The following is a 13,302-nucleotide window of genomic DNA, read 5'->3' as shown; positions in this document are numbered from 1 at the left end:
TTCAGGGCAAATCCCTTCGTTTGCTTCGTGCCTCGCCTCTTCGGGTCAGGCTGTTCGCTTCAAGTCCTCGCTCCTACGTCGCTGTGGGCTTTCCACTTCCACCTGCCTGCCGGCAGGCAGGTCCTTTTTGCAAATCTGTAGTAAATAGAACTATATTTGCACCATGACCAAGGTACTAATCATAGACAATTACGATAGTTTTACTTACAATTTAGTCCACTATTTTGAAGACTTAAATTGCAAAGTAACCGTTTTCCGCAACGATGAAATCGAACTCGACGATGTACGACCGTTTAATAAAATTGTTCTTTCTCCCGGACCAGGTTTACCCAAAGACGCCGGAATCCTAAACGAAATCATCAAAGAATTCGCTCCAACTAAATCGATACTCGGAGTTTGCCTCGGCCAACAAGCCATTGCTGAAGTATTTGGCGGTAGTTTAATTAATTTAGAAAAAGTATACCATGGTGTCGCTTCCAAAATCACTATTTTAGAAAACACTAAAGGATTATTTGCCAATTTCCCCTCAACAATAGAAGTCGGTCGCTACCACTCGTGGGTAATCAATCCTTTCGATCTACCCGAAAACTTTATTGTCACCGCCATCGATCAAGACAATCAAATTATGGCATTACAACACCAAACGTTTGATGTGTGCGCCGTACAATTCCACCCCGAAAGTATACTTACTCCGTTAGGAAAAACCATTTTAATTAACTGGATTAAAGCAAAATAGTTGCTACAAACAAATTCTTAACAATCGAAAATATTATTTACATAAAGTCAATTAAAAGCCTGATTAAAAGCCAAATAGAATGTTGTTATAAATTTTATCTATCGTGTTTTTTTGCTCAAAACTTAACAACTTATTAACAAGCCAGTAATCTTTAATTGTTTTTTTGTTAAATTTGATTGACTGTGAATAATTTACTAATTTAAAACTTTCAATTATGGGACTTTTTGGAAACACCGAGAAAAAAATCATCGAAGATCTTCGCAAAAAAAGTGAAGACATCAGCAAAGACATCTCAAATGAAATTGATGAGTTATTAGATGAATTAAAATCAGATTATGACGAAAACCGAAAAGTGGTAAAAGAGTTTAATGATTTTGTTCACGAAATCAAATCCAAACTCGACCCAGAAGACGCTTCTAAATTAGAAGAGTTTACCTCCAAACTAACCAAAGTAAAACGATGTGCCAAAAAAGGCGTTGAAGCCATGCGTGAACTCTCGCGTGACCAACGCAAAGCTACTCGTGAAACCCTTCGTGAATACCAAGAATATTTGTACGTTTAACGGGTAAACACCAATTTATTGCCGCTACTTAAATTGGCATCAAAAGCATAACCTTCGTAGTTGAATCCTTTTAGATCGTCTATGGTTTCAGCATTGGTGTCTAAAATATAACGTACCATCATTCCTCTTGCCTTTTTCGCAAAAAAGCTGATCATTTTGAGTTGACCGTCTTTGTAGTCTTTGAATTCGGGAGTGATTACTGGAACTTTTAGCGTTTTGACATCAACAGCACTGAAGTATTCATTGCTTGCCAAATTGACAAACAGTTCGCCTTTTTGTAATTCACTATTTAATGTTTTAGTGATGGTTTTCTTCCAAAACTCGTATAAGTTTTTGTTTTTACCAATCGCTATTGAAGTTCCCATCTCCAAGCGATACGGCTGTATTAAATCGAGTGGCTGCAACAAACCGTATAATCCTGATAAAATTCGGAGTTTGCTCTGTAAAACGTCTAATTTCTCCTCTGGCAAGGTGTACACATCCAAACCAACGTACACATCTCCATCAAACGCATATACAGCCGGACGCGCATTTTCATTCGTAAATGGAATTTTCCAATCTTGATTTCGCTGCCAATTGAGTTCGGCTAACTTATCCGAAATATCCATCAATTGTGCCAATACTTTTGGCTTTTTCTTCTTCAGTGTTTTCTGAATGGTTTCGGCTTGCTTTAAAAATTGCGGCTCTGAATGCCTTTGAGTAGGCAGTTCTTTTTCGAAATTCAATGACTTGGCAGGAGAAATTACAATCTTCATAACTTATTTTTAGTGTTCCAAAAATACGAAATGAAAATCATATGATGAAGTGAAGAAATGAATAGTTTTGATGCTCGCATCAGTAAAAATTATAGTATTCGACCATCTTCCATCGTAATGATTCGGTTGGTGCGCGAAGCAAAATCAGGATCATGCGTTACGATTAACAAGGTTTGCTTTTTTTCTAAAGTTAATTTCTGGAAAATATCAAACACTAAATCACTGTTTTTTTTGTCTAAGTTTCCTGTAGGTTCATCTCCCATAATGATCAATGGATTATTAATCAATGCACGAGCAATCGCAACCCGTTGTTTTTGTCCGCCACTCAATTGATTGGGCATTTTTAACGCCTGTTCTTGCATGTCTAATGTGCGTAAATGTTCCATTGCATTGTGTTCGATTTCTTGTTCCGAAAGTTGTCCGAGTTTCATTCCTGGTAACATTACATTTTTCAAAACATTGTATTCTGAAAGCAAATAATGAAACTGAAATACAAAGCCAATGTTTTCATTTCTAATTTGAGCCAAATCCTTGTCGGGTTTTCCGGTAACCAATTCTTCGTGAATATACAATTCGCCTTCATAATCAGTATCCATAGTAGAAAGCAAGTACAAGAGAGTCGATTTTCCGCAACCCGATTTCCCTACAATGGAAACAAATTCACCATGATCAATACTCATATCAATTTCTTTTAAGACCTGAAACTTAATTGGGTCGTAGAAATACTTGGTTAACTTTTTGGTTTCTAATACTTTGTTGCTCATTACTATTTTCCTCTAATTATTTCTACCGGATCAACTTTACTGGCTTTTATCGCTGGAAATAAACCTGCAATCAATGTTGTGATCAATGCAAATGAAATTCCAATTACATAAAACATCGGATTAAAATTAATTGGATACGTGGTTACTGTGGGTAAAGCAGCCGTATTGAACGGAATATTATCAATAATGTTGGTAAAAACAAATCCAAACAATAGTCCGAAAATCCCACCAGTAAAACCAATAATCATTGATAGTGCAATAAAAATCCATTTTACATCATTACCAGAAAATCCGGTAGCTTTGAGGATTGCAATGCTGTCCATTTTTTCAAAAATCATCATGTTCAAGATATTGTAAATTCCGAATCCAGCCACAATAAGCAATACGATTCCCACTGCATACGAGATGATGCTTCGTATGGTACTTCCGGTTTCGAATTGTGAATTGGAAGTTTGATAATCAATCGTGTCCAAATCAAACTTAGCTTTGAATTCTTTTGCCACTTCAGGAGCAGTAGTAATATCGTACAATTTCACTTGAATATCAGTGATGTAATTGGTCGATTCGCCCAACAATTTCTGAGCCATATCGAGTGAAGTATAACTCATGGTGTCGTCTAATTCGGCTATACCTATCTGTGAAATCCCAACTACCTTCATCGAAGACAAATTACCTTTGGCTGTAGTAATTTTAATAATATCGCCTTTGGTTAAAAGCATTTTATCGGCCAAGCCTTTTCCGATAATTATACTGTTGTTTTGTGCTAAATCAGCTATTTTACCTTCGATGATGTAATCACTAAGAGTAAATAGTTTTTCTTCGGCTTGAACGTCAATTCCGTTTACCACACCTGATATTTCGATAGTTCCCGAATTAAAAAAAACAGGCGTTGTTATTTTCGGCGCCACATCAATGATGCGTTCATCATTCTTTAAATTATGAATAATCGCTTTGCTGTTGTAAATGGCTTTTCCCCTATCTTTCGGTTTAACAGAGTTGACAAAATTGACATCATTTTTATACTTCTCAGATAAATTGATAGGTTGATTTTCGGAAGGTTTAATTTCGTTGTACAATCGAACGTGTGGCGTTCTGTTGAGCATCAATCCATCGAGTAAATCGTTTAACCCGTTCATAAAACTCACCAGTGAAATGAACATTGCAATACCGAAAGTCACTCCAACAGCAGCAACAACGGTTTGTTTGAGTCGTGCGCGAAGCAAATGAATTGCAATATTGAATATGAGTTTGAAGTTCATTATTGGGGTTTGTAAATGGTTTCGGTAGCCGATAATCCTTCTATGATTTCAACATTTTGGTAATCGCTCAACCCAATTTTTACTTTTCGTTTCTCGTCTTCATTGACCAAAACGTATTCATCGTCAATCAAATAACTTTTAGGAATAGTAATTACATTTTTCTTAGTAGTTATGATAATATTGGCCTCTGCGGTAAGATTCGGATACAATTTGGCTGGCGGAACATCAAAATGCGCTTCAATTTTAAACGTACGTGAGCGTTCGTCCATAATGGGATAAATTTTATCGACGGTTGCGTCAAACACTTTTCCTTTGTAACTGTCTAAGGTTACAACTAACTTTTGCCCGACTGTAACGCGCACCATATCGTTTTCATCGACATCCAATTCGAGAACATATGCGTTTTTCTTACCAATTATTGCCAAAGGAGTTTGTGAGGTAATTACTGTTCCTTCTTTTACTAAGACATCAAATAGTTCGCCCGAAAAAGCGCTTTTAATAGTGAAATCACTTTGCGATTTTTCACTGATTTTAAGATTGATGTTGTTGCGGCTTTGCTCGTTTTTGAGTTGGGAACGCAATTGCGATAATTGCTTTACAGCCGACTCGTAATTGGATTTAGAGTTCTTATAGGCTAATTCTACACGTTCGTATTCGACTTCCGAAATGACTTTGTATTCTTTTATTTTTTTATTACGATTGTATACCGATTGATCCAATTCCAATCGATCTTTAGCCATTTGGACTTTGGTTTCCATATCCGAAATTTTGTCTTGAATATAGCGGTTGTCTTCTTGACTTAGCTGATAGGCCAATCGTGCATTTTCGGTGTTGAGTGCGGCTTTCTCACTTTCGATTTGAAACAACGACTGACCTTGAGTTATGGATTGCCCAACGGTAACGTTGATTTTTTGAAGCACGCCATTTACAGTAGAAAAAACAGTGTATTGATTTTCGGCTTTGACTACACCCGAAGCATAAACACTCTCGGTAATAGTACCTACTTTAGGTCGAATTTCGTCAGTTTCTTTTTTAGAACACGACATCAACAAAGAAAAAGTGAGAACAAGGATGGGAAAAGAATACCGCATTAGATTGTATTTTAAAACGATGAAAACAACACCTAAATTTACAAAAAAAATACGAATGATTCTTAATTTTTGGCTAATAAATTGCAACTAAAAATCCCGAGTTGTCGCTCGGGATTTTTAATTACAAATGGATTGTAACTTTATTTCAAACCAGCCAAACTTTGTTCAATAGTGGCAATTTTAGTCATTGCTATTATATTTTTTGAAAATTGATACTGAAAATAACTTATATTCGTTTACTAGATATTAGCATCATTAATTCCGATTAAACTATGAAAACAGTACTCTATACAATTGTTTTATTTTTTTCTTTTTCTCTGAATATACAATCACAAAATTTCATTCGAAAAACTTTCAATTACAATCAAATCGAAAAAGAGATTACTTTATGTGATGAAAAAACAGTCTCAGAATTAGAGAATTCAGTTAATTTTATTAAAATGAATAATAGTGATGCTGCTGTAGCTTCTTCCAAAAAAATAGTAGTAGCAAATCCCGATTGTTATGAAGCTCATAATGTTTATGCAATGAGTTTATTTCGTAATGGAAAATTAATTGAAGGAATTAATACTATTGATGAAGCAATCGAAAAATTTGGAAGTGTTCCTGAATTAATAAAATCTAGAGTAGAAATGAGTTTGGAACTGTATCAGGTTGGAGTTGGGCAACGCAATGTAGATGGAAATTCAATTTTTACATCTGGAGCCAATCAACTTCCTTATGATGATGAACATTTTAAAGAAGAAAATTTAAAATCGGCATTATTGGACTTAGAATACCTAACTACAAAATTCCCTGAACGCTATGAGGATGTTTTTATTCTTGCTAAAATTCAGCAGATTCAAGGTAATTTTAAACTATCAACAACTAACTTTGAACGATTGACATCAATAGATGAATACAGAGACAATAGTTTATTCAATATTGCAGAAAACTACATACAAGATAAAAATTATTCAGAAGGCGAAAAAAGGCTATTGGCATTATCGTCAATGTATCCTAAAGAACCTAATTTATTGGGCAAGCTTCAAGAATTATACAAAACAATTGGAAACGAAGTCAAAGAAAAAGAGTACCAAAAAAAAGTACTTTTCTATGAAATGGCGATTAATAGCTTTGATTTTGATTATAATGAAAAAAATTTCGAGAATATAGTTTTCTTTAGTTCTGGTGAAAATAGTTCCTCCGAAAAGTTCACTCGTTTAAAGGAAATTAAAAACACAGAGAACGAAAATTATGTAATTGATATTTGCTTGAGCATTTTGAAAATGCATGCAAATCATGGAAATGGTTTAGAAGATGAAGCCACAGATATCTTAGAAAAAATCGGGAAGCCTTCTCTAGAAAAGACCCATCAACTACTACAAACGAATATTTCGACATGCACTATGTCAAATTTAGCACAAATAATGTCGACTATTAAAGATGAAAGTTCATGGGAATTATTGGTTAATTTTTTAGGATACATGACCTCTATGCCATCCACACTAATTCCTCCTAATGTCCCAGAAAAAATAATTAAATTTGATGAAGAAAGAGGCACTAAAGAAGTTCTTAAAGTAATTAAACAATTATTAAGCGAAGAAGATACTAATTCGAATTCAATGTTTAGTTTTGGTAATTTCATTTTCTACTCTCCTTTGAAAAAAATGAATCAGCAAAAAATAATAACCTATGCAAAAGAAATAGGTTTTACAGAAGAAGAACTAAAAAAATTGAAGAAAAAAATAAAAGATTAAATAAAAAATCCCGAGTTGTAGCTCGGGATTTTGCATTATAAATGGATTGCAACTTTATTTCAAACCAGCCAAACTTTGTTCAATTGTAGCAATTTTAGCCAAAGCATCGGCTTCTTTTTTGCGTTCATTCGCGATGACTTGCTCGGGCGCACCAGCCACGAACTTCTCATTGGATAATTTGCCTTGCACTGATTTTAAAAAGCCTTTGGTATAATTTAATTCTTCAGTCAATTTGGCTATCTCTGCGTCAACATCAACGTTTCCGGTAATTGGAATAAAATATTCGTTGGATTTTATACGATACGATAATGCGCCGTTTACTTTATCAGTAACATATTCTAATGCCGAAATGTTACCTAATTTAGTAATTACACTATCAAAATAAGTAGAAGCTTTTTCTGTATTTACTACTTTTAGTTCGATGGTATCTTTAAACGGTATGTTTTTGTCTTTGCGAATGGTTCTGATGCCTGAAATAACTTCAGTTGTAAAATCAAAATCAGCGATTAGTTTGGCATCGAATACTTTTGATTTTGGCCATTCAGCAATGATTAACGCTTGTTCTGGAGATCGATCTGTAATGCGTTGCCAAATTTCTTCTGTTAAAAAAGGCATGAACGGATGCAATAACTTCAAGTTATTTTCCAACATTTCGATGGCTTTTTCGAAAGTAACTTTATCAATTGGTTGTTGATAAGCGGGTTTAATCATTTCTAAAAACCAAGAACAGAAATCGTCCCAAACCAATTTATAAATCGACATTAAAGCATCTGAAATTCGGTATTTATCAAAACTATCTTCAATTTCGATTAGCGTTTGTTGCAACTTCGCTTCGTACCATTCAATGGCTACTTTAGATGATTCGGGTTGAGCAATATCGGCTACTTCCCAACCTTTAATGAGTTTGAAAGCGTTCCATATTTTGGTACTGAACGATTTGCCTTGGTTGCATAATTCTTCATCAAATAAAATATCATTTCCAGCGGAAGCACTCAAGAGCAATCCCACACGGACACCATCGGCACCATATTTATGAATTAAACCAAGCGGATCTGGAGAATTACCAAGTTGTTTTGACATTTTTCGCCCTTGATTGTCTCGAACTAAACCAGTTAAATAAACATTGGTAAATGGTTTTTCATGAGCATATTCATAACCTGCAATGATCATACGTGCTACCCAGAAGAACAAAATATCCGGACCAGTTACTAAATCATTCGTTGGATAATAATATTTATAATCTTCGTTTTCTGGATCTAAAATTCCGCCAAAAACGGCCATTGGCCATAACCATGACGAAAACCAAGTATCCAATGCATCCGCATCTTGAGTTAACTGATCAAAGGTTAATGCTGTGTTACCCATTTTAACTTTTGCTAACTCAAGCGCTTTTTCTTTATTCTCAGCAACTACAAAATCTTCTTTTCCATCGCCATAATAGTACGCCGGAATTTGTTGTCCCCACCACAATTGACGGGAAATGTTCCAATCGCGAATGTTTTCCAACCAGTGACGGTAAGTATTGTTGAAACGCGAAGGATATAGTTTTACTTCATCACTTTCCAAAACGGCTTTAATGGCAGGTTTTACCAAGTCGTCCATTTTCAAAAACCATTGATCGGACAAACGAGGTTCGATTACTGCTTTGGTTCTTTCAGAAGTTCCGACATTATTGGTGTAATTTTCTGTTTTTAGTAAGGCACCGATTTGTTGCAATTCGGCTTCAATTTCGGTACGAACTACAAAACGATCTTTCCCTTGATAATGCAAACCATACGAATTCAACGAAGCATCATCATTGAAAATATCAATGATTTCTAGATTGTGTTTATCGCCTAACGTTTTATCGTTTACGTCGTGTGCTGGAGTTACCTTAAGACAACCCGTTCCGAATTCAACATCAACGTAATCGTCTTCGATGATTGGAATGACTCTTCCTGCAATGGGAATAATGGCTTTTTTCCCTTTCAAATGAGTGAATCGCTCATCATTAGGGTTGATACAAATTGCAGTATCACCAAAAATAGTTTCCGGACGTGTGGTTGCAACTGTTAAGAACTCTTCAGAACCTTCAATTTTGTATTTAATAAAATACAGTTTCCCTTGACGCTCTTCAAAATTAACTTCTTCATCCGACAAAGTCGTTTTGGCTTCTGGATCCCAATTTACCATACGATAGCCACGGTAAATCAATCCTTTGTTGTACAAATCAACAAATGAGTGAATTACAGACGCAGACATGTCGTCGTCCATGGTGAATTTAGTGCGATTCCAATCGCACGAGCACCCCAATTGTTTGAGCTGTTCAAGTATGGTTCCGCCGTATTTGTCGGTCCAATCCCAAGCGTGTTTTAGGAATTCTTCGCGAGTTAAATCGTTTTTATTGATTCCTTCACTTTTTAATTTAGCCACAACTTTTGCTTCAGTTGCAATAGAAGCATGATCGGTTCCTGGCACCCAACAAGCGTTGAAACCTTTTAAACGCGCACGTCGAATCAATACGTCTTGAATTGTATTATTCAGCATGTGTCCCATGTGCAATACTCCTGTGACATTAGGTGGAGGAATTACGATGGTATACGGCGTTCTATGGTCGGGTTTGGAAGAAAAATAATTGTTTTTCATCCAGTAGTCGTACCATTTCTGTTCTACTTCTTGTGCGTTGAATTGAGCTGGAATCATTATATAGTTTAAATTGTTTATCGTTTACTTTAGTTTAAAGTTGTTACGAACTAGGTTACAAAAAACCCAATAGTTTCTCATTCAGCCCTAATGCTTCGCCAGTTCGCTTTGCTAGTATGAGCCTACATCCTTTTTTTTAGGATTGTCTGAAGAGTTACGAAGGCTATCCTAAAAAAGATAAAGGCGAAAGCAGGAAAATGGATTGCTGACACAAACCAAGCTATTTGCTCCTGATTGCTTCGAAACTCGCAAAACCAAAAATTGGTATGTTTTTTGTACTACTTGATGCAAAAGTAAGTAATAACTGCTTTTATAAAAAATTAAGAATTAAATTTTTGTGTATTAATTTAAAGTAGCTATTTTTACGCTAACCAAATTTAAAAGAAATGAAAAAAATAATACTATTTACGGCTGTTTTGATGAGTGCTGTAGGTTTTTCTCAAGCGAAAATTGAGTTTAAAGCTACTGATAATACAATTGACTACGGAACTGTTTCGAAAGATACGGATAGTGGAGTGAGGGCTTTTGAGTTTACTAATACGGGTAATGAACCTTTGGTTATTAAAAACGTTCAATCGACTTGTGGCTGTACAGTACCAACTAAGCCTACTGAACCAATTATGCCAGGTAAAACGGGTAAAATTGAAGTGAAATACAATATGAATCCAGGACCGATTAGAAAAACCATTACAGTAGAAAGTAATGCTTCTAATTATGAAGGTGGAAGGATTTCGTTAAAAATAAAAGGTGAAGTGATTGTACCGAAAGAGGTTAATCCACTGGAAAAAAAGAAAACCGGACCGATGCAATAAAAAAAAAGCCCTGATTATTCGGGGCTTTTTTTATATGATGCTTTTGAGTTGAAACTTGGTTTTGATGATTACTCCTTTACGCTCTACTTCTATTGTAATGGTTCGTCCTTCCTCGGAGCGTAAAATATCTTTTATTTCTTGAAGTGTATAATTATATACGTAATTTGAGTTTAATTTGACAATAATATCACCTTCTTTCAAACCGGCCAGATCAGCGGGAGAACCTTTTTGAATGCTCAATATTGAATAACTAGGTTTTAACTCAAAACGGTATTTTAAACTTCTAGTGATGGTGTTTCCCTCGGATTCAAAAGAGACTTGAGCACTTGCGGCGTTTTCCTCATAATTTTCTTTAACCCATTGTAATCCTTCATGCTGAACGTCTAATCCGCTCATATTAAAATTAAAAGGCAATATGAAATTACTGTTCTTTTTTAGGTAAATTGTGTTATTGGAATAATCATAGATAGCATTAAATCGTTTCATTACCTCAGAACCAATCGAGCCTATCCTATCTTTAACCATTTGAATTCCTCCAGAAGCAGTAGAATCAGGAAATGATATTAATGGCTTTTTAAACTTGAAATCACCTAATCTAAACAATTCGAGTCTTGCTCTTTTACCATAAATATTTCCACTAAATCCTTTGCCTAAAAAATCCAAATAATTATTTTCAGGGATTACTATTGAAGTATTTTTTTCTTTAAACAACCAAATCGCATCACTATTCCCCGTGTCAATCAAAAGTTTAGCATCTAACTCTTCACTTTTACTCTCTAAGGCTACTTTAGCATAAATATAGGGTTTGCCTTCTTCGATTGAAATTGGCAATTTAGTGTATTTACTTCTTTGCTTTTTTAGAACACTTGATAGTGAATCATAAACAATAATTTTGTTTTTCTTGTATACTATCTCGATGGGATGATTTTTAAAAAAATGACTTCCAATAATACCATTTATTGGAAAGCCCACTTGAGAAGATATATTAATTTCTTGATCTAAAACTATATATATAGTATGATTACTATCAACATATTCTTTAACTACCAATTTATTATTAGAAGATTTGAGGCCTTCAAACGGTTCTTTGTTGCCAAAACCGGTAAAAAAAACCTTTTCAATATTTTCAAACTTTACTTGTTCTGTTTCGTCTAAACTAAAAAGTAGTGTTTCACTAACACCAGTATCCAATAAAAAATTCAGTTTGGTTCCATTTACTTCAACTGGAATTATGATAAGATTATTTATAAATTTAAAAGGTATAGATACTTTTGTTTTTTTGTTTACAATGTCAAACCCGTTTTGGGACCAACTCGTCGATAAAAAAAACAACAAAAGCAGCTGAACAACTTTGTTTAGCATTGGAGTATTTTTTTTATAAAATTATCAAAAAAAATTTCATTTATATTTAATTTAACAATTTATAAATCAAAATAAAATCGAAATCAAAATAAAAATTGCAAATTTGCACTACTAAATTTTTCCATATGCCATCAATTTCTAATAAAGGCAAGCAAATGCCTGAATCTCCAATACGTAAATTAGTTCCTTATGCTGAAAAAGCAAAGAAAAAAGGAGTAAAAGTATACCATTTAAACATTGGTCAACCCGACATTAAAACTCCAGAGGTAGCATTAAATGCCGTTAAGAATGTAGATATCAAAGTCCTTGAATACAGTCACTCAGCTGGTTTTGAGAGCTACAGAACAAAATTATCTAATTATTATAAAAATCATGGATTACCAATTGAAACGGCTGATATAATAATAACTACAGGTGGTTCAGAGGCATTGCTATTTGCCATGGGAAGCACAATGGATTCGGGAGACGAAATTATTATCCCGGAACCTTTTTATGCCAATTACAATGGATTTTCTACAGCATCAGGAGTAACAGTTGTTCCTGTGATATCTACTATTGACGAGGGATTTGCTTTACCACCAATTTCTGCTTTTGAAAAATTGATTACTTCAAAGACTAAAGCTATTTTGATTTGTAACCCAGGAAATCCAACCGGATATTTGTATTCTGAATCTGAAATTCTACAATTAGCGGAAATTGTTAAAAAACATGATTTATTTTTGATTGCTGACGAAGTATATAGAGAATTTGTTTATGATGAAAATGACAAACACTTTTCAGTGATGAATGTTCCTGGACTGGAAGAGCATGCAATAATGATTGATTCTGTATCCAAACGATATAGTATGTGTGGAGCACGAATTGGTTGTATAGTTTCCAAAAACAAAGAAGTAATGGCTACAGCCATGAAGTTTGCTCAAGCCCGTTTAAGTCCGCCAACTTTCGCTCAAATTGCCAGTGAAGCAGCTTTAGATACTCCTCAAAGCTATTTTGATGAAGTTATTGATGAATACAAAGATCGAAGAGATACACTTATTTTGGAACTTAATAAAATTGATGGTGTTAAAGTCGCCACACCAAAAGGAGCTTTTTATTGTATAGCCCGATTACCTGTTAAGAATGCAGATGATTTTGCTCAATGGCTTTTAGAATCCTACGACTACAATGGTGAAACAGTAATGGTTGCTCCAGCTGCTGGGTTTTATTCTTCTCCCAATGTTGGTTTGGACGAAGTTAGAATTGCCTATGTTTTAAAGAAAGAAGATTTAATTAAATCGGTTCAAATATTGAAAGCTGCATTAGATACTTATTCAAAGATTAATTAATCTTATTATTTTATACATTAAAAAAGCTTCCTAAAATTTTAGGAAGCTTTTATATTTTAAGTACTTTTTGAACCTATCGTTTTAATGAAAAATGGGCTCTAAATTGTTTCTCTGCATTCTGTTCTGTATAGTCTACCGTAAACCAGTAATCGGTCGCTGGCATCTGTTGACCATTGTAGGTACCGTTCCAACCCTCACTTTGTGAACTGAGTTGT

Annotated in this window: 12 protein-coding genes; 5 read left to right on the top strand and 7 right to left on the bottom strand. The window is 34.6% G+C overall.

Annotated elements, in window-relative coordinates; translation table 11 throughout:
- The first annotated feature begins 163 nt into the window (after positions 1-163).
- Both VK161_RS05275 and VK161_RS05270 read left to right on the top strand, forming a co-directional pair.
- The gene (locus VK161_RS05275) at positions 164-736 is read left to right on the top strand and encodes an aminodeoxychorismate/anthranilate synthase component II (RefSeq protein WP_324213716.1); all 573 of its coding nucleotides are present in this window, start codon (positions 164-166) and stop codon (positions 734-736) included.
- Positions 737-950: 214 nt separating this feature from the next.
- Positions 951-1,298 carry a hypothetical protein gene (locus VK161_RS05270; RefSeq protein WP_324213715.1) on the top strand — a complete coding sequence of 116 codons (348 nt, stop codon included), beginning with the start codon at positions 951-953 and terminating at the stop codon, positions 1,296-1,298.
- On the opposite strand, the gene yaaA is transcribed toward VK161_RS05270, so the two are convergent.
- From yaaA to VK161_RS05250, 4 genes are all read right to left on the bottom strand, one after another.
- Positions 1,295-2,053, bottom strand: a complete 759-nt coding sequence (yaaA, locus tag VK161_RS05265; protein WP_324213714.1) for a peroxide stress protein YaaA — start codon at positions 2,051-2,053, stop codon at positions 1,295-1,297. The two genes, VK161_RS05270 and yaaA, sit on opposite strands and share 4 nt — an antisense overlap.
- Positions 2,054-2,142: 89 nt before the next feature.
- Positions 2,143-2,817, bottom strand: coding sequence for an ABC transporter ATP-binding protein (locus tag VK161_RS05260; protein WP_324213713.1), 675 nt, complete (start codon positions 2,815-2,817; stop codon positions 2,143-2,145).
- A gap of 2 nt (positions 2,818-2,819) precedes the next feature.
- Positions 2,820-4,076: an ABC transporter permease gene (locus VK161_RS05255; protein WP_324213712.1), complete on the bottom strand. Its 1,257-nt coding sequence runs from the start codon at positions 4,074-4,076 to the stop codon at positions 2,820-2,822.
- Positions 4,076-5,167: an efflux RND transporter periplasmic adaptor subunit gene (locus tag VK161_RS05250; protein WP_324213711.1), complete on the bottom strand. Its 1,092-nt coding sequence runs from the start codon at positions 5,165-5,167 to the stop codon at positions 4,076-4,078. The genes VK161_RS05255 and VK161_RS05250 overlap by 1 nt, the downstream gene beginning before the upstream one ends.
- 272 nt (positions 5,168-5,439) lie before the next feature.
- On the opposite strand from VK161_RS05250, the gene VK161_RS05245 reads away from it, so the two are divergent.
- Positions 5,440-6,906, top strand: a complete 1,467-nt coding sequence (locus VK161_RS05245) for a hypothetical protein (RefSeq protein WP_324213710.1) — start codon at positions 5,440-5,442, stop codon at positions 6,904-6,906.
- 54 nt (positions 6,907-6,960) lie between these two features.
- Here VK161_RS05245 and VK161_RS05240 read toward each other — a convergent pair whose 3' ends face one another.
- Positions 6,961-9,591, bottom strand: coding sequence for a valine--tRNA ligase (locus VK161_RS05240; protein ID WP_324213806.1), 2,631 nt, complete (start codon positions 9,589-9,591; stop codon positions 6,961-6,963).
- 383 nt (positions 9,592-9,974) lie between these two features.
- Between VK161_RS05240 and VK161_RS05235 the strand changes: the two genes are divergently transcribed.
- Positions 9,975-10,400 (top strand): DUF1573 domain-containing protein, encoded by a 426-nt coding sequence (locus tag VK161_RS05235; protein WP_324213709.1) that lies wholly within the window; start codon positions 9,975-9,977, stop codon positions 10,398-10,400.
- Between the two features lie 30 nt (positions 10,401-10,430).
- Here VK161_RS05235 and VK161_RS05230 read toward each other — a convergent pair whose 3' ends face one another.
- Complete coding sequence (locus tag VK161_RS05230) at positions 10,431-11,762, bottom strand: PDZ domain-containing protein (protein WP_324213708.1); 1,332 nt, start codon at positions 11,760-11,762, stop codon at positions 10,431-10,433.
- Positions 11,763-11,887: 125 nt separating this feature from the next.
- Here VK161_RS05230 and VK161_RS05225 point away from each other — a divergent pair, with 125 nt between their 5' ends.
- Positions 11,888-13,087, top strand: coding sequence for a pyridoxal phosphate-dependent aminotransferase (locus VK161_RS05225; protein ID WP_324213707.1), 1,200 nt, complete (start codon positions 11,888-11,890; stop codon positions 13,085-13,087).
- Positions 13,088-13,160: 73 nt separating this feature from the next.
- Here VK161_RS05225 and VK161_RS05220 read toward each other — a convergent pair.
- The coding region (locus tag VK161_RS05220) for a T9SS type B sorting domain-containing protein (RefSeq protein WP_324213805.1) at positions 13,161-13,302 on the bottom strand (142 nt) is incomplete at its 5' end.

Origin of the sequence: Flavobacterium sp. (assembly GCF_035299245.1) — a bacterium.
GTDB lineage: Bacteria > Bacteroidota > Bacteroidia > Flavobacteriales > Flavobacteriaceae > Flavobacterium.
Note: the sequence above shows the minus strand (reverse complement) of the source record. Positions and strands in the feature narration are given on the sequence as shown.